The organism is Achromobacter spanius (assembly GCF_003994415.1).
GTDB lineage: Bacteria > Pseudomonadota > Gammaproteobacteria > Burkholderiales > Burkholderiaceae_B > Achromobacter > Achromobacter spanius_C.
This window is the reverse complement of record NZ_CP034689.1, coordinates 3,327,816-3,351,422: the sequence shown is the minus strand read 5'-3', so window position 1 is coordinate 3,351,422 and position 23,607 is coordinate 3,327,816. Positions and strand designations below refer to the sequence as shown.

Annotated in this window: 19 protein-coding genes and 1 pseudogene; 16 read left to right on the top strand and 4 right to left on the bottom strand. The window is 66.3% G+C overall.

Annotated elements, in window-relative coordinates:
• Window positions 1–12 precede the first annotated feature (12 nt).
• A complete protein-coding gene (locus ELS24_RS15195; protein ID WP_127184617.1) occupies window positions 13–873 on the bottom strand; it encodes an SAM-dependent methyltransferase in 861 nt (286 codons plus the stop codon).
• A gap of 58 nt (window positions 874–931) precedes the next feature.
• Window positions 932–2,227: an APC family permease gene (locus tag ELS24_RS15190; RefSeq protein ID WP_127186354.1), complete on the bottom strand. Its 1,296-nt coding sequence runs from the start codon at window positions 2,225–2,227 to the stop codon at window positions 932–934.
• Between the two features lie 470 nt (window positions 2,228–2,697).
• Between ELS24_RS15190 and ELS24_RS15185 the strand changes: the two genes are divergently transcribed.
• From ELS24_RS15185 to ELS24_RS15130, 12 genes and pseudogenes are all read left to right on the top strand, one after another.
• Window positions 2,698–3,678 (top strand): Ku protein, encoded by a 981-nt coding sequence (locus ELS24_RS15185; RefSeq protein ID WP_127184616.1) that lies wholly within the window; start codon window positions 2,698–2,700, stop codon window positions 3,676–3,678.
• A gap of 1 nt (window position 3,679) precedes the next feature.
• Window positions 3,680–6,232 carry a DNA ligase D gene (gene ligD, locus ELS24_RS15180; protein WP_127184615.1) on the top strand — a complete coding sequence of 851 codons (2,553 nt, stop codon included), beginning with the start codon at window positions 3,680–3,682 and terminating at the stop codon, window positions 6,230–6,232.
• Complete coding sequence (locus ELS24_RS15175; protein WP_127184614.1) at window positions 6,229–7,284, top strand: acyl-CoA dehydrogenase; 1,056 nt, start codon at window positions 6,229–6,231, stop codon at window positions 7,282–7,284. Before ligD ends, ELS24_RS15175 begins: the two co-directional genes overlap by 4 nt.
• Window positions 7,272–7,865: a class I SAM-dependent DNA methyltransferase gene (locus ELS24_RS15170; RefSeq protein ID WP_127184613.1), complete on the top strand. Its 594-nt coding sequence runs from the start codon at window positions 7,272–7,274 to the stop codon at window positions 7,863–7,865. The genes ELS24_RS15175 and ELS24_RS15170 overlap by 13 nt, the downstream gene beginning before the upstream one ends.
• A 3-nt stretch (window positions 7,866–7,868) precedes the next feature.
• Entirely contained in the window at window positions 7,869–8,540 is a 672-nt protein-coding gene (locus ELS24_RS15165) for a glycosyltransferase (RefSeq protein WP_050444760.1), read from the top strand.
• Between the two features lie 234 nt (window positions 8,541–8,774).
• Window positions 8,775–9,779 carry a ligase-associated DNA damage response exonuclease gene (locus ELS24_RS15160; protein ID WP_127184612.1) on the top strand — a complete coding sequence of 335 codons (1,005 nt, stop codon included), beginning with the start codon at window positions 8,775–8,777 and terminating at the stop codon, window positions 9,777–9,779.
• A 19-nt stretch (window positions 9,780–9,798) separates the two neighbouring features.
• On the top strand, window positions 9,799–11,415 hold the full coding sequence (locus ELS24_RS15155) for an ATP-dependent DNA ligase (protein ID WP_127184611.1): 1,617 nt from the start codon (window positions 9,799–9,801) through the stop codon (window positions 11,413–11,415).
• A 56-nt stretch (window positions 11,416–11,471) separates the two neighbouring features.
• A pseudogene (locus ELS24_RS31715) lies at window positions 11,472–13,945 on the top strand (ligase-associated DNA damage response DEXH box helicase).
• Window positions 13,929–14,612 (top strand): ligase-associated DNA damage response endonuclease PdeM, encoded by a 684-nt coding sequence (pdeM, locus tag ELS24_RS15145; RefSeq protein WP_127184610.1) that lies wholly within the window; start codon window positions 13,929–13,931, stop codon window positions 14,610–14,612. Before ELS24_RS31715 ends, pdeM begins: the two are co-directional and overlap by 17 nt.
• Before the next feature lie 233 nt (window positions 14,613–14,845).
• Window positions 14,846–15,979 (top strand): IS481 family transposase, encoded by a 1,134-nt coding sequence (locus ELS24_RS15140; RefSeq protein WP_127184609.1) that lies wholly within the window; start codon window positions 14,846–14,848, stop codon window positions 15,977–15,979.
• Between the two features lie 280 nt (window positions 15,980–16,259).
• Window positions 16,260–17,105, top strand: coding sequence for a BON domain-containing protein (locus ELS24_RS15135; RefSeq protein WP_127184608.1), 846 nt, complete (start codon window positions 16,260–16,262; stop codon window positions 17,103–17,105).
• Between the two features lie 97 nt (window positions 17,106–17,202).
• Window positions 17,203–18,072 carry a symmetrical bis(5'-nucleosyl)-tetraphosphatase gene (locus tag ELS24_RS15130; RefSeq protein ID WP_127184607.1) on the top strand — a complete coding sequence of 290 codons (870 nt, stop codon included), beginning with the start codon at window positions 17,203–17,205 and terminating at the stop codon, window positions 18,070–18,072.
• A 74-nt stretch (window positions 18,073–18,146) separates the two neighbouring features.
• On the opposite strand, the gene ELS24_RS15125 is transcribed toward ELS24_RS15130, so the two are convergent.
• Window positions 18,147–19,019 carry a c-type cytochrome gene (locus ELS24_RS15125; RefSeq protein WP_127184606.1) on the bottom strand — a complete coding sequence of 291 codons (873 nt, stop codon included), beginning with the start codon at window positions 19,017–19,019 and terminating at the stop codon, window positions 18,147–18,149.
• On the bottom strand, window positions 19,016–19,438 hold the full coding sequence (locus tag ELS24_RS15120) for a c-type cytochrome (protein ID WP_240669529.1): 423 nt from the start codon (window positions 19,436–19,438) through the stop codon (window positions 19,016–19,018). The genes ELS24_RS15125 and ELS24_RS15120 overlap by 4 nt, the downstream gene beginning before the upstream one ends.
• 157 nt (window positions 19,439–19,595) lie before the next feature.
• Between ELS24_RS15120 and ELS24_RS31300 the strand changes: the two genes are divergently transcribed.
• The 4 genes from ELS24_RS31300 to ELS24_RS15105 are packed head-to-tail and all read left to right on the top strand — an operon-like array spanning window position 19,596 to window position 23,599.
• Window positions 19,596–20,234, top strand: coding sequence for a hypothetical protein (locus ELS24_RS31300; RefSeq protein ID WP_240669528.1), 639 nt, complete (start codon window positions 19,596–19,598; stop codon window positions 20,232–20,234).
• Window positions 20,231–20,605 carry a c-type cytochrome gene (locus tag ELS24_RS31295; RefSeq protein WP_240669527.1) on the top strand — a complete coding sequence of 125 codons (375 nt, stop codon included), beginning with the start codon at window positions 20,231–20,233 and terminating at the stop codon, window positions 20,603–20,605. Before ELS24_RS31300 ends, ELS24_RS31295 begins: the two co-directional genes overlap by 4 nt.
• Window positions 20,606–20,634: 29 nt before the next feature.
• Complete coding sequence (locus ELS24_RS15110) at window positions 20,635–23,184, top strand: cbb3-type cytochrome c oxidase subunit I (protein WP_127186352.1); 2,550 nt, start codon at window positions 20,635–20,637, stop codon at window positions 23,182–23,184.
• A gap of 4 nt (window positions 23,185–23,188) precedes the next feature.
• Window positions 23,189–23,599 (top strand): hypothetical protein, encoded by a 411-nt coding sequence (locus ELS24_RS15105; RefSeq protein ID WP_127184605.1) that lies wholly within the window; start codon window positions 23,189–23,191, stop codon window positions 23,597–23,599.
• The last annotated feature ends 8 nt before the right edge of the window (window positions 23,600–23,607 follow it).

The following is a 23,607-nucleotide window of genomic DNA, read 5'->3' as shown; positions in this document are numbered from 1 at the left end:
ATGCCCGTGTTTCTACGCCCGTTTTGCCGTCCACTTGCCCCGGCCATCCGCCGTGCCGCTCATGGTCTTGCCGTTGACTTCGCCCGTGTAGCGCACGCCGTTGGCCGTGAACTCGATAGTCGTGCCGCGCATGCGCGCATCTGAAATGTCGGCCGACCCGAACTTGCCGGACAGCATCTGGTAGCGCTGGGTCAATTGCAGGGTCTGGCCGTCCACTTCCCATTTGCCTTCCACTTTCGCGGGCACGATCCACAGCAACGCGGTGCAGTAGGTAGAGCAGTCCTTGGTGACGGTTTCGGACGCATCCGGCTCCCAGTCGCCCATGCGGAACGTGTTCGACACCACTCGCGTGCCGGGTGCCAATTGCAGCAGGGTGGGACGCAGCTTTTCGTTGATGGTGGACAGCAGGAACATGGTGATGACGTCCGCCTTGGACAGGTCCGTCTGGAACAGATCCGCCGCCACGAAGGTGGCGCGGTCGGCCACGCCCGCGCGCTGCGCGTTGCGGCGCGACAGCTCCACCAGGTCCGGGTTGTACTCAATGCCCTGAGCCGTCAAGCCGCGCTGCGCGGCGGTGATCACCGTGCGGCCGTCGCCCGACCCCAGATCCATCAACCGGTCCTGCGGGCTGACCTTGGCCATGTCCAGCATCTTGTCCACCAGCGTTTGCGGCGTGGGCACCCAGATGACGTCCTTGCCGGCCTGGCCGACATCCGGCTTGTAATCGTCGTTGGCCGCGGGCTGCGCGGTGGCGGCGGCACCCATTGCCAGGGACAGCGCCATCGCCGCGGCGACAGCAATGAAGCGGGCGCGCCGCAGGCCGGCGCCTGCCTGGCGGTAATCGGAAACGAGAGGCTGAGTCGAGGCTTGCATGATGGCTCCTTGTAGGTCGAACAACAGGAACAAAGCGGGAATGGCGGCGCGCGAAAAGTCAGTCCGGCAATCGGGCCGGTTTCAGCAAACGCAGCATCGGTATGCCAGCCGCCAGCACCGCCAGCCCGATCAAGGCCCCGGCGCCCGCGTACACGGCGCTGGAATAGACCAGGCCCGCGCAAGTCAGGCCCAGCAGCAAGGGCGGCAGCGGGTAGAACGGCGCCCGAAAGGGCCGGGGGCGGTCGGGGTCCAACTGCCGCAGGCGCCAGACGGACGCCGCCACCAGCAACATGAAGATCCAGAACACCGGCGCGGTGTAGGCCACCAGCGTCTGCACGCTGTTCTGGCTGAAGGCGCCCAGCCCCACCAGCCCAAGCGTGATGGCGCCCTGCACCAGCAGGGCAGCCACCGGCGTTTCATTGCGGGCGCTCCAGCCAGACAGGGCGCGCAGCTTGGGCACGTCGCGCCCCAGCGCGTAGTACACGCGAGCGCCGGTGATGATGGTGCCATTGATCGTGCTGAGCGCCGTGGCGCAGATCATCAGGCTGAGCAGCGCGGCCGCGTAAGGGCCGGCCGCCAATTGCATGACTTCGGCGCCCAGCGCCGGGGTGTCACGCAAGCCCTGCAAGCCAAATATCTCCAGCAAGGCCAGATTCGTCAGCAGATAGGCGCCGGTTACCACCGCCGTACCAATGAGCAGCACCCGGCTCATGTTGCGCCCGGGTTCGCGCAGTTCACCGCTGAGGTAGGCGGCTTCGTTCCACCCGCCGTAGGTCAGCAGCACGAACACCATGCCCATGCCCATCAAGCCGGCCGGGTTGCCGGCAAGCGCCGCGGGCGCCATGGGGGGCTGGCCATTGCCCGCCGACGTAGACAGGCTGGCCACCAGGACTGCCCCCAGGGCCGTCAGCGTCAACAGCGTGAATACCCATTGCAGCCGCTTGGAATGGCGGGTGCCCACCACGTTCAGCGCCGTCAGCGCCACCACCGATATCGCCGCGTGCAAGGCCGGCCCATAGATGCCCAGTGGCATCAGACGCTGCGCGTAGTCGCCGTAGATGTAGGCCACCACCGCGATGGCGCCTGTCTGAATCACCGTGCAGCGCGCCCACGCAAACAGCAAGCCCACGCGCGCACCCCAGGCGCGCGTCAGGTACAGGTATTCACCGCCCGCGCCGGGGTAGGCCGAGCCCAGTTCCGCATAACAAAGCGCGCCCACCAGCATGACCAGGCCGCCCGCGCACCACAGTGCGATGTACATGACTTCAGACGTGGCATGCTGGGCCACCAGCGGCGGAAAACCGAAGATGCCGATACCGATCACCACGCCCACCAGCACCACGGTGGCGTCCATGACCGACAGGCCGGCGTGCGGGGTCTGCGCCGAAGTTTGGCTAAAACTGGGCGGTGCCGCAGCGGCTCGCGTGCGTGAAGGCATCATCGGATCTCTCGAAAAGGGGAGATAGGCCGCGAATGGGCCTGCCTGGGTCGTGCTTGGGCCTGGCTTCGTGCTTGCTTCGTGCTTGCTTCGGTCTGCTGATTGTCTGACACGCAACTGAACGATGTGCGACTGCCGGCCCACTGGAAAAGTTTCTTCGGGTTTTCCCTTTTGAACAGAAGGCGAGGGCTGGCTAAGGCAAAATCCAGGGGTAGAAATCACATTTAAATAACACCGTAATCAATTGATAAACCAGGATTTAGCTATGAATCTAAAGTGAAATAGTTAAAGTGATTTCTTAACTATGCAACGCTGCGTAAACCGCGGGATGCCGGTGTTCGGGAACATAATTTGCTGAATGTCCGGCCGACTGAAAGGAGCGGATCATGGCAACAAGAACCATCTGGAAAGGGGCTATTTCCTTTGGCCTCGTTCACATTCCGGTTGGCCTGCATACGGCCACCAAGGAATCGGGCGTGGACTTCGACTGGCTGGACAAACGCTCGATGGACCCGGTGGGGTACAAGCGCATCAACAAGCGCACCGGCAAGGAAATCGACAAGGACAACATCGTCAAAGGCGTGGAATACGAAGACGGCCAGTACGTGATCATTTCCCCGGAAGAGATTGCCGACGCCTACCCCCGCACCACGCAAACCATAGAGATACAGCAGTTTGTGGATGCCGACGACGTCTCTTTTGTCTACCTTGAACGCCCGTACTACGTGGCGCCCATCAACAAAGGCCAAAAGGTTTACGCCTTGTTGCGCGACACGCTGGCCAAGACCGGCAAGATCGGCATCGCCAAGGTGGTGATCCAGACCAAGCAGCATCTGGCCGCGCTGATTCCGTCGGGCGATGCGCTGGTGCTTAACCTGATGCGCTGGGGCGATGAGGTCAAGCCGCTGGAAGGGCTGGACCTGCCCAAGGTTGGCGCCAAGGGCATGGCGCCCAGCGCCAGCGAATTGAAGATGGCCAAGATGCTGGTCGAAGACATGTCGGGCAAGTGGGACCCTGAGGAATTCAAGGATGAATTCAAAGCGGCCGTGATGGATCTGGTGGCCCGCAAGGTGAAAGCCGGCAAGACGGAGACGGTGATCGAGCCGCAGGAAGAGGCTCCCGCCTATGCCGACAACGTGATCGACCTGACCGAATTGCTGCAACGCAGCCTGAAGGGCGGCAAGACCGCCAAGGACAAGACGCCTGCCAGGAAGTCGGCCAAGACCGCAAAAAAGACGGCCAAAACGGCGGCTAAATCGACGGCCAAAACGATGGCCAAACAGGCCACGGCGAAGACCTCGACAAAGGCCCCGCGCAAGGCGGCAAAGCAGACCAGGACACCTTCGTCTTCGCGCAAGGCGGCGTGACATGGCCGACAGTCTTAAAACCTATCGGCAAAAGCGCAATTTCAAGGTGACCGCGGAACCGGAAGCGGGCGGCCAGCCAAACGAGTCCGCGCGCGCCTTCGTCATCCAGAAACACTGGGCCAGCCGGCTGCATTACGACTTTCGGCTGGAGCTGGATGGCGCAATGAAAAGCTGGGCGGTGCCCAAAGGGCCCAGTTTCGACCCATCGGTCAAACGCATGGCGGTGCAGGTGGAAGACCATCCCATCGCCTACAACCAGTTTGAAGGGCAGATTCCGGCAGGCCAATACGGCGCCGGCAAAGTCATCATCTGGGACGAAGGCGTCTGGACGCCGGTGAGCGATCCGCGCAAGGGATATCGCGATGGGCACCTGAAGTTCGACCTGCAAGGCAGAAAGATGCAGGGCCGCTGGGCGCTGGTGCGCATGAAGGGCAAGGAAGGCGACAAGCAGCCGCCTTGGTTGCTGATCAAGGACCGCGACGCCTATGCGCGGCCGGAACGGGAATTCAGCGTGGTGGACGAGATGCCGGACAGTGTGGTGCCGCTGCGCGAGGCAACGCCGGCCCGAAACAGCCGCGAAACTGCCCCCCAAACCGCCCCCCAAAGTGCCCGCGAAACTGCCCACCCCAAGCAACCGCCGCCCGCCAAACTGCCCGGCCGGCCTGCCGATCTGCCTGCTTCTTTCAAGCCCCAACTTGCCACCCTGGTCGATGGCCTGCCGCCCCACGCGCAAGACTGGCTGTACGAATTGAAGTTCGATGGCTACCGGCTGCTGGTGCGCATCGAAAGCGACTCGGTCAAGCTGTACACCCGCAACGGCCACGACTGGAGCGCCAAGCTGCCGCACATTGTCCAGGCCTTTGCAAAACTGCCCGCCAAATGGGCATGGGTGGATGGCGAGGTAGTGGTGCTGAACGATCAGGGCGTGCCCAACTTCCAGGCGCTGCAAAACGCTTTTGACAATGACCGCACCGGCGACATCGTGTTCTACGCCTTCGACCTGCCGTTCATCGGCTGCCGCGACCTGCGCGAAGAGCCGTTGACCGTGCGCCGTGAACTGCTGGCGCAATTGATGGATGCCTCTCAAGACCACTGCCTGCGCTTTAGCGAAGCGTTCAAGGAAGCGCCCGCGAACCTGGTCGCGTCGGCCTGCAAGATGGGCCTGGAAGGCCTCATGGCCAAGCGCCAGTCGGCGCCGTATGTGTCGCGGCGCAGCGATAGCTGGTTGAAGATCAAGTGCGCCAAGCGGCAGGAATTCGTCATCGTGGGCTATACCGCCCCGCAAGGCGCGCGCGAAGGCCTGGGTGCCTTGCTGCTGGCCGTGCATGAAGACGACGGCGCCTTGCGCTATGCGGGCAAGGTCGGCACCGGCTTCGACCGCCAGGGGCTGATTGCGCTGCATAAGACTTTATCGGCCATCCACACCGACAAAAAGCCTGTCAGCGGCGGGCAGGCGAAGGGCGTGCAGTGGGTCAAGCCGGAACGGGTGGCCGAGGTGTCCTTTGGGCAATGGACCAGCGGCGGGCACATTCGCCATTCGGTGTTTCGCGGCTTGCGGCAAGACAAGCCGCCCAGCCAGATTACGCGCGAAAAACCGAAAAACACGCCGGCGACCGCGCCCCGGTCTCAAGCCGCGGCCAGCCCCAAGCCCCGGGCCGCCGCGCCGACCCGCGCCAAGCCCGCGCGGCTGACACACCCCGAGCGCGTCATCGACCCCTCCACCAAACTGACCAAGCTGGACCTGGCCCGCTACTACGGCCTGGTTGCGCCCTTGATGCTGGAACACCTGAAAGGCCGTCCCGTGTCCTTCCTGCGCGCCCCCTCGGGCATCGACGGCCAGCTTTTTTTTCAGAAGCACCTGGAAGCCGCCATGCCGGGCGTCAAGCCCTTGCCCACACGGTTGGACCCCGATCACCCGCCGCTGCTGGAGGTGCCCACGGCCCAGGCCATCATGTCGGCGGTGCAGATGAACGTGGTGGAATTCCACACCTGGAACGCCGTGAAAACGGCCATCTCCAAACCCGACCGCATGCTGTTCGACCTGGACCCCGGCGAAGGCGTCAAATGGGCGACGATGCAGCAGGCCGCGCGCCTGGTCCACACCATGCTGGACGAACTGGGCCTGGATTCGTGGCTGAAAACCAGCGGCGGCAAGGGCTTGCATGTGGTCGTGCCGCTGCGCCGTCAGTACGATTGGGACACCATCAAGTCTTTTGCGCATACCGTTGTGGCGCATCTGGCCCAGACCTTGCCGCAGATTTTCGTCGCCAAAAGCGGCCCCAAGAATCGCGTGGGCAAGATCTTTGCCGACTATCTGCGCAATGGCTTTGGCGCCACGACGGTGTCTGCGTGGTCGGCGCGGGCGCGGCCCGGCATGGGCGTGTCGGTGCCAGTGGCGTGGGACGAACTCGACAAGCTGACCAGCGGCGCGCACTGGACCATCAGCAATATCCACGAGCGCCTGGACGCGGGCAACGCCCCCTGGGACGGCTATGCGCCGCAAGCGCTGGGGCCGGCCATGGACGCGCTGGATTTCAAGCCCGGGAAGTCATGACCAGCCGCCCCGCGATTCTGTTGCCGAGCGCGCCGCTGGCGGCCATCCGGCGCGTGTTGGGGAAGGGGGCCGAGCCGCCCGATCCCGGGATGGCGTTGCGCCAACTGGTGGATGCCGCGTGTGACCGCTTGCCGCTACCAGGTTCCGGCGCCACCTTGGCCCGCTGGCGGGCGCTGGCGTGCGTGGCCGCCGTGGACCTGAGCCTGGTCAAACTGTATGAAGGGCACACGGATGCCTTGGCGATATTCGCCGAACTTGGCCTGAGCCCTGACGCGCCCGCGGGCAGCCGCTGGGGCGTCTGGTGCGCCGAACCACCGGCATACCGCGTGGCGCTGGTCCCGCAGGCGGACGGCAGCGCCCGTTTGCGCGGTGTGAAGGCTTGGTGTTCCGGCGCTGCCACGGTCAGCCATGCACTGGTCAGCGCCTGGAACTCCGCGGGCGAACCCTGTCTGGCGGCGGTGGCCTTGGATCAGCCTGGCGTTGCGATCACCAACGAAGGTTGGCACGCGGTCGGCATGCGCGCGTCGGCCAGCGTCAACGTGGTGTTCGATGACGCGGTGTGCCAGCCAGTCGGTGCACCCGGCGCCTACGTGAACCGGCCAGGCTTTCAGCATGGCGGTGCGGGCGTGGCGGCGTGCTGGTACGGCGGCTTGACGCGCATTGCGGCGACGCTGCGGGCGGCGACGCCAGCAGAGACAGCAAACCCAGAGCGCGCAAACCCGCATCGCTTGGCCCACCTGGGCGCCGTCGACGTGGCCATGGCGCAGGCGCGCGCCGTGTTGCGCGACACCGCCGCCATCATCGACGCGAATCCGGCGGATGCCAGCGCACTGGCTTGCGCCCGGGCCAGGCTGGCTGTCGAGGCCGCCGCTGGCGAGGTGGTCGCGCGGGCAGGGCGGGCGCTGGGCGCGGGGCCGCTGTGCCGCGATGCCGGCTTCGCGCAGGTCATGGCCGATCTGCCTGTCTTCATCCGGCAAAGCCACGCGGAACGTGATCAGGCTGCGTTGGGACAGTTGGTCCGCAGTCAGGAGGAACCACCGTGGCAGTTGTAGGCGTGGACCACTTCGAAACGCTGTACCGCCAGCACGCCGACCCCTGGCGCGTGGGCAGCGCCTGGTACGAAAGACGCAAGCGCGCGCTGCTGTTGGCGGCGCTGGGTAGGGAACATTACCGCCACGCCTTCGAACCGGGCTGCGGCAACGGTGATCTGAGCCTGCCCTTGGCCGCCCGCTGCCGGCGTGTCTGCGCGGTGGATGTCGCTGGCACCGCGCTCAGCCGCTGTCGCGCGCGGCTGGCAAACCACGGCATCGGCCACGTCGACACACTGACGCTCGCGCTGCCGTACGACTGGCCGCCCGTGCCCCATGGCGGGTTTGACCTGATCATCGTGTCGGAACTGGCGTATTACCTGGACGACGCCGCATTGGCCCAGTTCCTGCAAGGCGTGGACCGCTGCCTGGCCAACGATGGCGAACTGGTGGCCTGCCACTTCCGGCCGGACTTCGACGACCGCCTGCAAGCCACCGATGCCTTGCATGACGCGCTAGGGTCCCTGCATGGACTCGTATCGATTTTCAAGCACCAGGAAAGCGCCTTTGCGCTGGATGGGTGGCGTAGACAACATCAAGGGTGAGCCATGATCGGCATCTGTATTCCGGCCCACAACGAAGAACGCCACATCACCGCCTGCCTGCGTTCCGTGCTGCGGGCGGCGCGTCACCCCAAGTTGCGCGCCGAGCCGGTGCGCGTGGTGGTGGTGCTGGACCATTGCGTGGACCGCACGGCGCAGTTGATCGGGGCGTGGCCCGTGCATAGCCTGGCGATTGGCGCGCGTAATGTCGGGGTGGCCCGCGCGCAGGGCGCCCACGACCTGCTGCAAGCTGGCGCCCGCTGGCTGGCGTTCACCGACGCCGACACCCGCGTATCGCCGCGCTGGCTGGTGGATCAGTTGTCCTTGAATGCCGAGGTCGTTTGCGGCACGGTCGGTGTGGCGGGCTGGCGCGAGCATGGCGCCCGTGCGGCCAAGGCGCGTCAGACATTCACCCGCCAATACCAGGATTGCGACGGACACCGGCATGTGCATGGCGCCAATCTGGGTATCGAAGCGGGTGCGTATTGCCGCATAGGCGGTTTTGAAGCGCTGCCGTGCAGCGAAGACCAGGCGCTGGTGGACAAGCTTGAGCAGAGTGGGGCGCGAATTGCGTGGTCTTGCCTGCCACGCGTGACCACCAGCGCCCGTCCGCATTCCCGCGTGGAGGGCGGCTTTGCCAGCGCCCTGCGCGGCGCCTGGAAGGTGGCCAATTCATGACGCGGCCAGCCCGAATCTCCCAGCCATTATCTGCCAGCCATCATCTGCCAGCCATTATCTGACCGCGCTTCGCGCTGGAACCATCACCACGGCGCCATCGACATGATCACCGCAACCGCCACTACCAATACCAGGATCGTCAGAATGTGCTTGGTTCGCATAAGACCTCTTGAAGTATCGTGAAAATGCCCGAAAACAGACAGATCAGCACAACTCGTGCCCAAGGAGCTTTCGATGCGCGACGTCGTGCAATGGCGGCCTGAAGGCCTGTACTGCCCGGCCGGCCAGTTCTACATCGACCCCTGGCGCCCGGTGGCCACCGCCGTGCTCACCCATGGCCATGGCGATCACGCCCGCGTCGGCATGGGCTGCTATCACACCAGCGCCGAAGGGCTGCCCATCTTGCAGTGGCGCCTGGGCCAGCAGGATTACCGCGTGCACGGCTACGGCGAGGCCTTCACGCTGGGCCACGCCCGGGTTTCCTTGCATCCGGCCGGCCATGTGCTGGGCTCGGCGCAGGTGCGCATTGAAGCCGAGGGGCAGGTCTGGGTGGTGTCGGGCGACTACAAGCGCCAGCCGGACCCCACTTGCAGCCCCTTTGAAGTGGTGCCATGCGACACCTTCATCACCGAAGCCACCTTTGGCTTGCCCATTTACCGCTGGCCCGACACCGCCGAGGTGGCGCGCGACATCGTGCAATGGCGCGACCGGTGCGCCGCCCGGGGCGAGGCCGCCATTCTGTACAGCTACGCGCTGGGCAAGGCGCAACGGGTGTTGGCGGAACTGGCGCCCTGGATAGACCGGCCCGTTTATTTGCACGGCGCCATCGCAGCCGGTGTCGACGTCTACCGGCAGGCGGGCATCCACATGGCCGACACGCAGTTGGTCATCGACGCCGACGGCGCGCCGACCGCGTCCGGATCGGCCTTTGCCGGCGAACTGATCCTGGCGCCGCCCTCGGCCGCGGGCAGCGCATGGCTCAGGCGATTCCGCCAGGCGCAGCATGGCTTTGCGTCGGGCTGGATGCGTTTGCGGGGCAATCGTCGGCGTCGCAACATGGACCGGGGCTTTGTCGTGTCGGACCATGCCGATTGGCCGGCCCTGCTGCGCACCATTCGCGACACGGGCGCGCGCCGCGTCATCGCCACGCATGGCGATACCGACGCCCTGGTCCGCACGCTGAACGAGGCGGGGACCGCGGCCGAAACGCTGGCCACCCAATACGGCGAAGACGATTGACACGGAGGCCAAGCCCAGCATGAAGCGATTCGCGGCGCTGTACCAGGACCTGGACCGTAGCACCGCCACCTTGGACAAGCGCGCGGCGCTGGTGGCGTACTTTCGCGATGCGCCGCCGCGCGACGCGGTCTGGGCGCTGTATCTGTTGGCGGGCGGAAAAATCAGCGGCGCGCGCCGCAAGATCGCGGGCGTGGCCGAGCTGCGCGCCTGGGCCGCCGCCGCGTCCGGCACGCCGCCATGGCTGGTGGACGCCAGCTATGACCAGGTGGGCGACTTGGCCGAAACCTTGGCCTTGCTGATGCCGGACCTGAATCCTCGCGTCGATGAAACACCCCCCGAGCGCGGCCTGGCGGACTGGATCGAAGAAGTGTTGCTGCCCACCGCTAACCGCGATGAAGCCGAGCGCCGCGACATCATCGTGACGGCCTGGCGCAGCCTGCCGTTCGACCAGCGCCTGGTGTTCAACAAGATGCTGACGGGAGCGCTGCGGGTGGGTGTGTCTCAGCGCATGGTGCAGCAGGCGCTGGCCGAGATGTCGGGCGTGCCCATTGCCCGCATCGCGCAGCGCATGCTGGGCGCGTGGACGCCCAGCCCCGCCTTTTTGCGCGATCTGCTCAGCACCGAAGCGCTGCCCGGCGACCGCCAGCAGCCTTACCCGTTCTTCCTGGCCTCGCCGCTGGAAGGGGAGCCGGCCAAGCTGGGGCCGATTGACGATTGGTTGATTGAATGGAAATGGGACGGGATCCGTGCCCAGTTGATCCGCCGCCATGGCGAAGTGGCGCTGTGGTCGCGCGGCGAAGAACGGCTGGACGGCCGGTTCCCGGAAGTCGAGGCCGCCGCCCAGGCGCTGGATGTGGACGCTGTGCTCGACGGCGAGCTGCTGGCCTGGCAGGAAGACGCCTTGGGACCCATGCCGTTTTCCGCCTTGCAAACCCGTATCCAGCGGCTCAAGCCCGGCCCCAAATGGCTGGCCGATGCGCCCGTGCGCATGCTGGCCTATGACCTGCTGGAACTGAACGGCGCCGACCTGCGCGACCGGCCCCAGGCCGAACGCCGCGCCATGCTGGAAGCACTGCTGCGCCGCCATCCCGACCCGCGCCTGTCGCTGTCGCCCGCGCTGGCGCCAGGCAGTTGGGAAGCCGCCGCTGAATTGCGCATGGAATCGCGCGAGCGCGACGTGGAAGGCTTCATGCTCAAGCGCGCCGTCGCCAGCTACCAAAGTGGGCGGAGGCGTGGTGATTGGTGGAAATGGAAGATCGACCCCCTGACGATCGACGCCGTGCTGCTGTATGCGCAGTCCGGCCATGGCCGCCGCAGCACGCTGTACACCGACTACACCTTCGGCCTGTGGCAAGGCGATGCGCTGGTGCCCATCGCCAAGGCGTATTCCGGGCTGGACGACAAGGAAATCCTGGAACTCGACCGCTGGTTGCGCGCCCACACGCGCGAGCGCTTCGGCCCCGTGCGCTCGGTGGAGCCGGTGCAGGTGTTCGAGCTGGGCTTCGAAGGCGTCAATCTGTCCAAGCGCCACAAGTCCGGCGTGGCCGTGCGTTTTCCGCGCATCCTCAGATGGCGGCGCGACAAGCCCGCCGCCGAAGCCGACCAGTTGAACACGCTGAAGGCGCTGGCGCGATGAGCACCGCGATCAAACCTGCAAACAAACCTGCAAGCAAACCCGACAGCAAGTCGGCGATGGCCCCCACGACAAGCCGGCCCGCGCGCGGCTGGGACGGGCCGCTGGCCGCCTGGTTCAAGGCGCGCGGCTGGCGGGCGGCGGCGTTTCAGCGCGAGACCTGGCAACGCTATCTGTCGGGCGAATCCGGCTTGCTGCACACGCCCACCGGCAGCGGCAAGACCTTGGCGGCCTTCGGGGGGCCGGTGTTGGAAGCCTTGTCCAACCCGGACATGGCGCGGCCCACAAACGGTGCAGGCCCCCGGGTGCTCTGGGTGACACCGTTGCGCGCCCTGGCCACCGACACCGGCCGTGCCTTGGCCCAGACGGCAAGTGATTTGGGCCTGGGCTGGACGGTGGCCCTGCGCACGGGTGACGCCAGCGCGCGCGACAAGCGGCTGGCGCGCCAGGGCAAGGCAGACGTGCTGGTCATCACGCCGGAATCGCTGGCGCTGCTGTTGTCGTACGCGGATGCCTCGTCGCGCTTTCGGGCGCTGCGCGCGGTGGTGGTGGATGAATGGCATGAGCTGCTGGGTAACAAGCGCGGCGTGCTGCTGCAACTGTGCCTGGCCCGGCTGCGCCATTTGTCGCCCGCCTTGCGCACCTGGGGCCTGTCGGCCACCCTGGGCAATCTGGACGAAGCCCGAGATGTGTTGCTGCCGCATCGGCCGCAAAGCGCACTGGTGGCGGGTGCGCGGCCGCGTAAGGTGACCCTGTCGACCTTGCTGCCCGAGCGCAGCCGCGGGCTGCCCTGGGCCGGGCACCTGGGCCTGTCTCAGTTACCGCGCGTGTACAAGCGGCTGTTCGACGTGCGCGCCAGCCTGCTGTTCACCAACACCCGCGCGCAGGCCGAACTTTGGCTCCGCGCGCTGGAATCGATCTGGCCCGAAGACCTGGCCACGCTGGCGCTGCACCACGGTTCTCTGGATCCGGCGCTGCGCACCCGCGCCGAACAAGGCCTGCGCGATGGCAGCATCCGCTGCGTGGTGGCCACGTCCAGCCTGGACCTGGGTGTGGACTTTCCGGCGGTGGACCAGGTGCTGCAGGTGGGCAGTCCCAAAGGCGTGGCGCGGCTGTTGCAGCGGGCAGGGCGGGCCAAACACCGTCCGGGCGAATCCGGCCATGCGCTGTGCGTGCCCGCGCAGGCGCTGGAACTGATCGAATACGCCGCCGCGCGCCAGGCCATCGCGCGCGGCGAAATCGAATCGCGGCCGCCGCCGCGTGGCAGTCTGGACGTGCTGGCGCAGCACGCCGTGACGCTGGCGCTGGGTGGCGGCTTCAAGGCCGACGCGCTGTTTGACGAGGTGCGCGGCACCCATGCCTATGCCGAGCTGGACGCGGCCACCTGGCAGGCGGTGCTGGACTTCATCGTGCAGGGCGGCCGCGCCCTGTCCAACTATCCGGAATTCCGCCGTGTTGAAAAAGACGATGACGGCTGCTACCGCGTGCACGACCGCCGCATCGCGCTGCGCCATCGCTTGTCCATCGGCACCATCACGGCTGACGGTGCGGTGTCGGTCAAATATCTGCGGGGCGGCGGGCTGGGCTCGGTCGAAGAAGGGTTCTTGGCGCGGCTGCGGCCGGGCGACCGCTTCCAGTTTGCCGGACGCACGTTGGAACTGGTGCGCCTGGAAGGCATGACGGCCTATGTGCGGCGGGCCAAGGGGGCGATGGGCCCGTGGCAACGTGGCAAGGCGGGCGCATGCCGCTGTCCACGCAATTGGCGCGCGAAGTGCAAAGCCTGTATGCGGAACCAGGCAGCCACCCTGAAATGCGCGCGGTCGAACCCTTGCTGCGCATTCAACGCGAAGCCAGCGCGCTGCCGGCGCCCGGCCGGCTGCTGGCCGAACGCATCGCCACCCGCCGGGGCATGCACGTATTCCTGTTCCCGTTCGCGGGCCGCGCCGTCCATGAAGGCATGGCCGCCATGGTCGCGCTGCGCTGGGGCCGGCTTCAGGCCAATACCTTTTCCTATACGGTCAATGATTACGGCTTGATGCTGACCCTGGCCGAACCGGCTGATCTGCACGACGCACTGCTGCGTCAACTGCTCAGCCCCAAGAACATGGCCGCCGACTTGCGCGATGGCGTCAACCTGGGCGAGCTCGCGCGCAGGCAGTTTCGCGAAATTGCGCGCGTCGCGGGCTTGCTCACGCCGTCGCTGCCGGGCAGGGCGGCGCGTTCGCTGCGCCAGGTGCAGGCGTCCAGCGGCCTGCTCTACGACGTGCTGCGCCGCTACGACCCCGGCCACCTGCTGCTGGCGCAAGCCGAACGCGAAGTGTTCGACCAGCAATTGGAAGCGCCGCGCCTGCTGGCGGCCTTGCAGGATTGCGAATCGCGCGCGCTGGACCTGTGCCAGCCCCGCGCACTGACGCCCTTGTCGTTTCCGTTATGGACCGAAAGCCTGCGCGGGCAACTCAGCACGGAAAGCTGGCAGGCGCGGGTCAAGCGCGCGGCCGCGCAACTGGAAAAGCGCTATGCCCGGATTGGGTGACGACACCCTGGCCGTCCGCCTGGCGGGTGAAACCGTGCTGCTGCTGGGCCAGCGCGCCTTGTATTGGCCGGCGCGCGCGCGCTTGGTCATTGCCGACCTGCACTTGGGCAAGAGCCATGTATTCCGCCAGGCGGGCATCGCCGTGCCGCGCGGCGCCACCCAGGCCGACCTGGACCGTCTGACGCGCCTGGTGGATGACACGGGCGCGCGCGAGCTATGGGTGGTGGGCGACGTGCTGCATGGCCCCATGTCGCAAGCGGGCTGGCGTGAAGTTTGGGCGGCATGGCGGCATGCCCATGGCGCGCTGCATGTGGCGGTGCTGGCGGGCAACCACGACCGCGCGCTGGAGGGGGCGGCGCTGGGTATGCAACAACTGGGCGAAGCGCATGTCGATGGCCCCTTTGTTTTCCGCCATCTGCCGCAGCCCGATCCGCAGGGCCGCCACGTCATTGCCGGACACGTGCACCCCACAACCCGGCTGCCCGGCGTGCCGCGCCATTGGCCCGCATTCTGGTTGCGACCCGGCATGACCGTCCTGCCCGCGTTTTCGGCATTCACGGGCGGCTACGCGGTCAGCGTCGAGGCAGGACGTGAAGACGGCCAAGCCCTGGCCGCATGTGTGGAAGGCAGCGTGGTGCTATTGGGCGCAATTGCCAACACTCCGTAGGATGGGCGCAGCGCGAGGATGGCCGTGGCCAGGAAAAGGTGGGTATCGCGCGTAACCCATCAGCCCCCATGGAAAAGGACGTGGTCCCTTGGCGTAGTGACTGAGTTTGCGTGGCATTCGCGGCTGCTTGATGGGTTGCGCGCGATGTATGGCCCGGGGACATGGGTAACGGGTGTTCGGGGACATAGGTAACACTTCTAGCATCACGGTATGGTCGTTTTTAGGAGCGAGCGATGCCGTGGAAGGAGTCAAGCCTTATGTCCTGCCGAATGGAGTTCGTTCAGCTTGCCCTGCAACCGGGCAGCAATGTGCGGGAGCTTTGCCGGCGTTTTGATATCAGCGCCAAGACCGCCTACAAGTGGTTGGGCCGCTACGAGCGGAACGGCCAGGCTGGGTTGCAAGATCTGTCTCGCAGGCCTGGCAATAGTCCTGGGCGCACGTGTGAGCAAATCGAAGCGCAGGTGATCGACCTGCACAAGCGTTACCCGTACTGGGGGCCTCGCAAGTTGCGGGCGCTGCTTGGGCCGACTACGGCGCCCGCGCCCAGCACCATCTCGGCAATTTTGCGACGACATGGCTATCGGGTCCAAGGCGAGGACTCGAACGTCGGGCTGGCGAACCAGCGCTTTGAGCATGAGGCGCCAAACCTGTTGTGGCAGATGGACTTCAAGGGGCACTTTGCCCTGACCGACGCGCGTCAGGGACGGTGCCATCCGCTGACGCTATTGGACGATCACTCACGCTACGCCCTGTGCATCCAGGCTTGTGGCGATGAGCGCAGCAAAACCGTGCAGCAGCACCTGAAGGCCGTATTTCGCCGTTACGGATTGCCCGAACGGATCACCGCGGACAACGGCCCATCCTGGGCATCGGTGCGCGGCCTGGGGCTGACCGGCCTGGAGGTTTGGCTCATGCGGCTGGGTGTGCGTATCAGCCACAGTCGTCCTCGCCACCCGCAAACCCAAGGCAAGTTAGAACGCCTGCATCGAACGCTCAAGCGCGAGTTGATCCAGGCCCGGGGGTTTAGCAGTCTGCTGGACTGCCAGCAAGCCATGGATCAGTGGCGTGAACAGTACAACCACGTCCGGCCCCATGAGGCATTGGGGCAGATGCCGCCCCTGTCGAGATATAGACCTAGCCCTCGTCGCTATCCTGCCTCGTTGCCCCCGATCGAATACGAGCCGGGCGATCGAGTGCTCAAGGTCAGGACCAAGGGGCAGATCATTGTGAACGGACGCGTCGTCTTCGTCGGAGAGGGAATGGCGGGTCTGCCGGTCGCGGTCAGACCCTCCTCGCAAGACGGCGTGCTCGATGTCGTCTTCCTGTACAAAATTGTCCAACAGATCGACCTCAGAGCACGCCAATAGGATAAAAACCTATGTGTTACCCATGTCCCCGAACATGTGTCACCCATGTCCCCGGTCCATACACGCGAACTATGCATGGGTTCTTTTTCTGGGTATCTCGCGCTTCACCCATCCTACGATGCACGGCTGGCGGGGCGACCTGCTACTTATTACCGCCGTTGTAAGAAGTGCCGGACGTTGCCCGCCGCGCGCCCATGCATCCCGTTCATGGCCCGGCCCGCATCGGTGGCACACGACTTGCTGCGTACAAGGCAGGTCCACTCTACACAGGAGACACGCAATGAACCGTGACCCCAGGTACTCGCCCCGCTACGACGACGACTTTGAACGTGACCCCGGCGGCGACGCCGGGCGGGGCGACCCGCATCGGCAGGCCCATCAACGCGGTCGCGCCGGCGGCAATTTCTATCGCGATCCCTCCCGCGACCCGTATCGGGATGCCTCCCATCGCGATGCCGATTCCGAACGGCGCCAAGCCCGCAACATGGGCGACCAGGAGCCGTGGCACGATCCCGCGCCGTCCTTCGGCTACCAAGGGCAAGGCAATCGCCCCGGCCCCGGCACGCGCGAAACCCGGGGCGGCTTGCGCAGCCGCAGCGCCGACCCCGGCCAAAGCAGCTATGGCGGTTTTCGCAACGAAGACCCGTCCTATCAGCGCGAACAAGTTTATGGTTCGCGCAACCCGTCCTATTCCGGCCCCACGTCCTACGGCGACGAAGAAGGCGGCTATTACGGCGACCGCCCACGAGGGGGCGACGAACTTGGCATGTCGTTTGAAACCGCGGAACGCGGCGGCTACAACCGCGGGCCCACCGCCTGGCGCGACCGGGGCTCGGTGCGGACGGACCCCAAGGGCTATACGCGGTCCGACGAACGCGTGCGTGAAAACGTCTGCGAATACCTGGCGCACAGCGGCCTGGACGTCAGCGACGTATCGGTCAGCGTGGCCGACGGCCGGGTAACGCTGGAAGGCACCGCGCCCGACCGCCGCACCAAGCATCGCATCGAAGACTGCACCGATGCCTGCGCGGGCGTACAGGACGTGGACAATCGCATCCGGGTTGCGGGCAAGGGATCCAGCACGCCACAGGCCGGCAACACCGCCATTGGCGGCGGTCGGGAATAGCCGGTACGCCATGGGGGCCGCCTCCAAGCCCGCGGACGGCCCCATCATGCCGGGCGAGGGCGATTTCGCCTGATATGACACGAAGCAGGGGCCACACATGGATCAGCCACCATCACCGCGCGCCCCGTCAATCTGGGCGATTGGCGACGTGCATGGTTGCGCGGATTTCCTGGACGCGCTGCTGGCGCGTCCCGAGATCGCGGACGAACCTGAATGCCGTTTGTGGTTCGTCGGGGACCTGATCAACCGTGGCCCGGCGTCCGCCGCGACGCTGCGCCGCGTTAGGGCGTTGGGAACTCGCGCCACCGTGGTGCTGGGCAATCACGATCTGCGGGCGCTGGCAATCGCGGCGGGCAGCATGCGCCCCGGCAGGCGGGACACGCTTGGCGATCTGTTCAATTCGCCCGATGTGGACGATCTTCTGGACTGGCTGCGCAGGCAGCCGTTGATGCACATCGAGGCTGGCCATGTGCTGACGCATGCCGGCATCCACCCCCAATGGGATACCGCCACCGCCAAGTCCCTGGCGCAAGAGGCCGAGCACGCATTGCGCGGCGAACATTGGCGCGACACGATGCACGCCTTGCACGGCGGTTCGCCGCGCGCCTGGAGCGCCAAGCTGCATGACGCGCAGCGGCTGCGTTTCATCGTGGGCGCCTTTACCCGCATGCGGCTGTGCACACGCGATGGCGCCATGGCGCTGGGCGCCCGCGCCACGCCCGGCCACTGGCCGCAAGGCACCTTGCCCTGGTTCGACGTGCCCGAACGGCGCTGCACGGACACGCCCATCCTGTTCGGGCATTGGGCCACCCTGGGATTGTTGGTGCGCCGGGATGTGGCCTGTCTGGACACCGGCTGCGTCACGGGCGGCGTGCTGACGGCCTTGCGGTTGCGCGACCGCAAGCTGCTGCAAGTGGGGCTGGACGCGCTGCCTGCCAGCGCTGCCAACGCGTTGGCGCATGCCTGATCCGTGGCACTGGCCCATGCATGCCCAGGCCCGGCGGTGCTGGCCTGGGCTAGCTCACTGGCGACGGATGTGGCCTAGTCAAGGTTCGAAAGCGTCTGCAAGAAGGCGGCGATGTCGCGCGCGTCTTGTTCGCGCAGCCCCAAGTTGGGCATGGCCGAGCCCGGCTTGATCTGCCTCGGGTCCAGCAGCCATTTCTGCATGTTGTCGGGCGTGTTGGGCACTACGCCCGCGATGCGGGAACGATCCGCCATGCCGGCCAGCGACGGGCCGACGTGGTGGCGCGCGCCGGGCACGCCGGGAATGGCGTGACAGGTCACGCACAGGTACTGCTGCAGCGCGTCCCGCCCGGCCATGGCGTCGCCCAAGCGCATGGCTTCGGAGGGAGCCTCGGAAGGCCCTTCTGACTGAGCCTCGGATGGAGCCGCGCGCGGCGCGTCGGTTGCCCCCTCGCGATATTGCTCGGGGGACAGCGTGGGTAGCACCCGCATGAAAGCCACCACGTCCCAGATCTGCGCGTCCGTCAGCCGGTACTGCCAGGCGGGCATGCCTGTCATTTTGATGCCGTGCCGGGTAATCCAGAATATCTCGGCCGCGGGGCGCTCTCGGGCCGTGCCCACCAGCGCTGCGGGCGCGGGGTTCAAGCCCAGCGCGTAGGGTTCCGGCGCCAGGCCAGGCGCGCCATGGCATTGCACGCAATGGGCGCGGTACAAGGCGTTGCCGCGCTGAATGCGCGCAGCGTCGTCCAGATCTGGCACGTCGATGTCGGCCGAGCGCACCTTGACCGACCGTGTCAGCGCCACGTCCAGCAACACATGAACCGGCACGGTATGCGGGCCGGTAGCGCTGACGTCGTACCACCCGAAATAAATGACCGCCGTGCCCAGCGCCGCGCCGGATGCGGCCAGGGCGGCAAGCAACCACGCGGCGATACGATTCCAACGTCTCATGATGGCTCCGGCGACTCGGGCAGGGACAACAGAAAAGCGGCGATGTCCTCGGCCTCGGCTTGGCTCAAGCCCACGTTGGGCATGGCGGTGCGCGGATTGATGGCGGGCGGGTCCATCAGCCAGCGGACCAGGTTTTGGGGGGTGTTGGGCAGCAGGCCAGTCAGATAGGCTTGCCGCCCCACATTGCCCAGGGGCGGCCCAACCGACGAAGCCGGCCCCCGTACCGAGGGCACGGCGTGGCAGGCCAGGCAGCCATATTCCGAAATCCACTGCCTGCCTCGGACAGCGTCGGCCCGCTCGGGCAGGGCGGCGGCCGTCAGGTTCGGCGCAAGCGCCGGCCGCTCGTCGCCACACGCGGCCAGCAATGACAGCGTGGCGGCGCCAAACAGCATGAAAACGGGTCGGGCAGCGGTACGCACGGGGTTTCACCTCCAGACCGGGCGGCTCAGCAAGTCTTGTTCCCTGGTCTTTAATTCCTGTTCCAGGTTCCCAGCGATCTGCTTTTTGCTCTTTGTTCTATGTTCCTGTCATGCCTGGCCGCCCAGCGCTCCGGGCACCGTCTCTCAGGCACGCCACATGCTGACGGCCGACATGGCCGCCACTCCTTCCTACGCGCTTGCCGCCGTGCTGCCGGCTTCGGCCGAACGTGCGCCTGCCATCCTGCCCGCCCCGCCAGCAGGCGAGGGCGCGAGCGGTGTGGCCGACATCAGCAGCGTGCTGTTCATTGGCGCTACGGTGATATTCCTGGCCGTGGCCGCGTTGATCGCCGTGGCCCTGTTCGGCCCCGTGTCGTTGCGACGGCGCTTGTCGCGTCCGTCGCTGATCGTGGGCGCGGGCATCGCCTTTCCCGTGGCGGCCCTGACCGCGTTGCTGGTGTACGTGTTGAGCACGGCGTCGTCCATGGCGCGCGCGGGGGCGACGGCGGCTACCCGCATCGAGGTCACCGGCGAGCTCTGGTGGTGGCGGGTGCGCTATCTGGATGCAGCGGGCAAGCCCGTGTTCGAAACCGCCAACGACATCCGCATACCGGCCGGGGAATGGGTGGAATTCGTGCTGAAGTCTGACAACGTCATCCACAGTTTCTGGATACCCGAACTGGGCGGCAAGCTGGACATGATTCCCGGCCACGTCAACCGCCTGCGCGTGCGCGCGCTGGGGCGGGCAGGTACACCGGTCAATGCGCGGAATACTGCGGCGCACAACACGCCAATATGAAGTTCGATGTGCAGGCCATGGCGCCTGACGCATTCCAGGCCTGGCTGAGCGCGCAAGCGCAGCCGGCCGCGCCCGCGTTGTCCGTCGCCGAACCCACGCTGCGCCAGGGGGCGCGTCTGTTCCAGCAGGCTTGCGCCCAGTGCCACACGGTGCGCGGCACGTCGGCGGCCGGCACGCAGGGGCCGGACCTGACGCACGTAGGCAGCCGCTTGTCCCTGGCGGCGGGCGTGCTGCCCAACAATGTCGGCGCGCTGGCGGGCTGGATCGCCGGCAGCCAGCACATCAAGCCCGGCAACCCCATGCCGTCCTTTGATCAACTGCCGGGCGAGGATCTGCGCGCCGTGGCCCACTACCTGGAAAGCCTGAAGTGAGCGACGACGTCACGTCCCCCGGCACCGCCATGCCACCCGCGCCCGAGCAGGGCGTGCTGCTGTCGCCCAAGCTGCCCAACCCGGCGCCGCGTCCCGACAGCGAATTCGACGAACTACAACGCGTGTGGAAGGCGCCGACCGGCTGGCGCGCGCTGACGGTGGTCAACAACACCTCCATCGGACTGCTGTACATCGGCACGGCCTTTCTGCTTTTTCTTCTGGCGGGCGTCCTGGCGCTGCTGATGCGCACGCAGTTGGCCGCGCCCGACAGCTACTTGATCGGCCACGCGCTTTACAACCAGTTGTTCACCATGCACGGCACGGTGATGATGTTTCTGTTTGCCGTGCCGGCAGTGGAAGCCGTGGCTGTGCTGCTGCTGCCCAACATGCTTGGCGCGCGCGACCTGCCGTTTCCCCGGCTGTCGGCCTATGCCTATTGGGCGTACGCGGTGGGCGGGCTGGTGTTCTTCTGCAGCATCTTCGTGGGGCTCGCGCCCGACGGCGGCTGGTTCATGTATCCGCCGCTGACCAGTACGCAGTTTTCGCCCGCCATGAATGCCGACCTGTGGCTGCTGGGCATCGGTTTCATCGAAATTTCCGCCATCGCGGGCGCCATCGAGCTTGCCGTGGGCATCCTGCGCACCCGCGCGCCCGGCATGACGTTGGACAAGATGCCGATATTCGCCTGGGTCATGCTGGTGTTCTGCGGCATGGTCATCATTGCCTTTCCCGCCGTCATCGTCGCCACCGCCTTGCTGGAGCTGGAACGCGCCTTCAACATGCCGTTCTTCATCACCCAACGCGGTGGCGACCCCTTGCTATGGCAGCACCTGTTCTGGTTCTTTGGCCACCCCGAGGTCTACATCATCTTCCTGCCGGCCGCCGGCATGGTGTCCATGATGATTCCCGCCATGACGGGCGTGCCGCTGGTGGGTTACCGCCTGGTGGTGATGGCCGTGGTGGGCACCGCGTTCCTGAGCTTTGGCCTGTGGGTGCATCACATGTTCGCCACCGGCATTCCGTCCTTGTCCTTGAGCTTTGCGTCGGCGGCCAGCATGGCGGTGTCGGTGCCCACCGCCATCCAGGTGTTCGCGTGGATCGCCACCATTGCGGCGGCAGTGCGCCTGCGTCCGCTGAAATCGCCCATGCTGTTCATTCTTGGCTTCTTCTTCATCTTTGTGCTGGGCGGGCTGACCGGCGTGATGGTGGCCGTCATTCCGTTCGACTTACAGGCGCACGACACCTATTTCGTGGTGGCGCACCTGCATTACGTGCTGTTCGGCGGCATGGTGTTCCCGCTGTTCGCGGCGTTCTATTACTGGGCGCCGCTGATCAGCAGGCGCGCCTTGTCCGAACGGCTGGGGCGCTGGGCGTTCTGGCTGATGTTCGTGGGCTTCAACGTGGCGTTCTTTCCCATGCATTTCACCGGCCTGGCCGGCATGCCCCGGCGCGTCTACACCTATGCCGAAAGCCAGGGCTGGGGACTGTTGAACATGGTGTCCACCGTGGGTTCCTACCTGATCGCGGCCGGCGTGCTGGTGTTTTTGTGGGACCTGGCGCGCAACTTCCGGCCCGGCAGCGGCCAGGGCGTTGGCAACGTGTGGAACGCGGGCACGCTGGAATGGCTGCCCAATGGCCGCTACGGCCTGCGCAGCATTCCCTGGGTAAGTTCACGGGAACCCTTGTGGGACCAACCCGGGCTGGCGCGCGACGTAGCCGCGGGCCGCTACTTCCTGCCCAACGCCCCGGCGGGCCAGCGTTCTACGCTGGTGACCAGCGCCACGCAAGCGCAGCCTGACTATGTGTTGCCGCTGCCCGGTCCGGGCTGGGCGCCGCTGTTGGCGGCCTTGGGCACGGCGGGCTTTTTCCTGTTGCTGACCTTCAAGATGCATGCGCTGGCGGGCGCCTGCGGGGTGCTGGCGGTAGTGTCGATATGGCGATGGCTGTGGGACGCCGACACCGGCCCCGACCATTCGCCCGTTGACATCGGGGCGGGGCTGCGCCTGCCCATGGCGTGTTCGGGCATGGCGTCCCATTACGGCTGGGCCATGGTGCTGTTGGTGATCGTCTGCACCAGCATCTTTGGTTCGCTGTGTTTCGCGTATCTGTTTTTGTGGACGACGTCGCCCGAGGTCTGGCCCCGGGTGGCCGACCTTGCCGCGCCCGGTGGCGCCGTGCTGTCGGCCGGTCTATTGCTGGGAGCCAGTGTGCTGATTGCCTGCTGCGGCAACTGGTTGCGCCACGGGCAGCAGGGCCGTGTTCGGGTGGGCATCTTGCTTGGCGTGGCGCTGTTGATGGCGGCGTCCGCGGTGCAATTGCACGGGCACTGGACCCAGGGCTTGCGGCCTCAGGCGTCGGCTTATACGGCTGCCGTCTACGCCATCGCCGGCTTGCAGGGTTTCTTTGCGCTGATCGCCGGCACCATGGGCGTATTCACCGTGTCGCGCTCGGTGGCGGGCAGGCTGTCTTATACCCGGCGCGCCTGCTACGACACCACCATGATGATGTGGCATTACACCGTTGCGCAGGGTTTGTTGGGGCTGGGGTTGGTACACGCCTTTCCCCGGATGACGGGGTAGCGCCATGAAAAACATCAAAGCGGTCGACGCCACAAACACCGGGGACACCGGAAACACCACGAAGACGAAGAAGACGCCATTCGGAACCGATCTCTTGTTCCTGATCGCCGGCCCGGCCATCTGGATGGTGCACTTCCTGGCCATCTACATCGTCAATGCCTTGGGCTGCGCGCGGCCACGCTCTACGTTGGCCATGGCCGCATTGGGCCTGCCGCTGTCATCGTGGTTGATACTTGCCGGCACGGCGCTGGCCTTGGCCGCCATGGCCCTTATCTCCGCGCGGCAAGCCAGGCGGGTCAGGGAGTGGGGCCTGGACGGCTTCCACGTCTGGCTGACCGCTGCGCTGTGCTTGCTGTCGGCCCTGGCGGTCATCTGGCAGACCGTGCCGGTCTTTCTGGTGGCGGCCTGCGGCTAGTGCAGGCC

What these genes read in the sequence shown, in the direction of transcription:
- ligD (WP_127184615.1), top strand. Translation starts at nt 3,680, where the DNA reads ATGGCCGACAGTCTTAAAACCTATCGGCAAAAGCGCAATTTCAAGGTG.
- ELS24_RS15185 (WP_127184616.1), top strand. Translation starts at nt 2,698, where the DNA reads ATGGCAACAAGAACCATCTGGAAAGGGGCTATTTCCTTTGGCCTCGTT.
- ELS24_RS15105 (WP_127184605.1), top strand. Translation starts at nt 23,189, where the DNA reads ATGAAAAACATCAAAGCGGTCGACGCCACAAACACCGGGGACACCGGA.
- ELS24_RS15165 (WP_050444760.1), top strand. Translation starts at nt 7,869, where the DNA reads ATGATCGGCATCTGTATTCCGGCCCACAACGAAGAACGCCACATCACC.
- ELS24_RS15110 (WP_127186352.1), top strand. Translation starts at nt 20,635, where the DNA reads ATGCCACCCGCGCCCGAGCAGGGCGTGCTGCTGTCGCCCAAGCTGCCC.
- ELS24_RS15135 (WP_127184608.1), top strand. Translation starts at nt 16,260, where the DNA reads ATGAACCGTGACCCCAGGTACTCGCCCCGCTACGACGACGACTTTGAA.
- ELS24_RS15175 (WP_127184614.1), top strand. Translation starts at nt 6,229, where the DNA reads ATGACCAGCCGCCCCGCGATTCTGTTGCCGAGCGCGCCGCTGGCGGCC.
- ELS24_RS15195 (WP_127184617.1), bottom strand. Translation starts at nt 873, where the DNA reads ATGCAAGCCTCGACTCAGCCTCTCGTTTCCGATTACCGCCAGGCAGGC.
- ELS24_RS15155 (WP_127184611.1), top strand. Translation starts at nt 9,799, where the DNA reads ATGAAGCGATTCGCGGCGCTGTACCAGGACCTGGACCGTAGCACCGCC.
- ELS24_RS31300 (WP_240669528.1), top strand. Translation starts at nt 19,596, where the DNA reads ATGCTGACGGCCGACATGGCCGCCACTCCTTCCTACGCGCTTGCCGCC.
- ELS24_RS31295 (WP_240669527.1), top strand. Translation starts at nt 20,231, where the DNA reads ATGAAGTTCGATGTGCAGGCCATGGCGCCTGACGCATTCCAGGCCTGG.
- ELS24_RS15125 (WP_127184606.1), bottom strand. Translation starts at nt 19,019, where the DNA reads ATGAGACGTTGGAATCGTATCGCCGCGTGGTTGCTTGCCGCCCTGGCC.
- ELS24_RS15160 (WP_127184612.1), top strand. Translation starts at nt 8,775, where the DNA reads ATGCGCGACGTCGTGCAATGGCGGCCTGAAGGCCTGTACTGCCCGGCC.
- ELS24_RS15140 (WP_127184609.1), top strand. Translation starts at nt 14,846, where the DNA reads ATGCCGTGGAAGGAGTCAAGCCTTATGTCCTGCCGAATGGAGTTCGTT.
- ELS24_RS15130 (WP_127184607.1), top strand. Translation starts at nt 17,203, where the DNA reads ATGGATCAGCCACCATCACCGCGCGCCCCGTCAATCTGGGCGATTGGC.
- pdeM (WP_127184610.1), top strand. Translation starts at nt 13,929, where the DNA reads ATGCCCGGATTGGGTGACGACACCCTGGCCGTCCGCCTGGCGGGTGAA.
- ELS24_RS15190 (WP_127186354.1), bottom strand. Translation starts at nt 2,227, where the DNA reads ATGGACGCCACCGTGGTGCTGGTGGGCGTGGTGATCGGTATCGGCATC.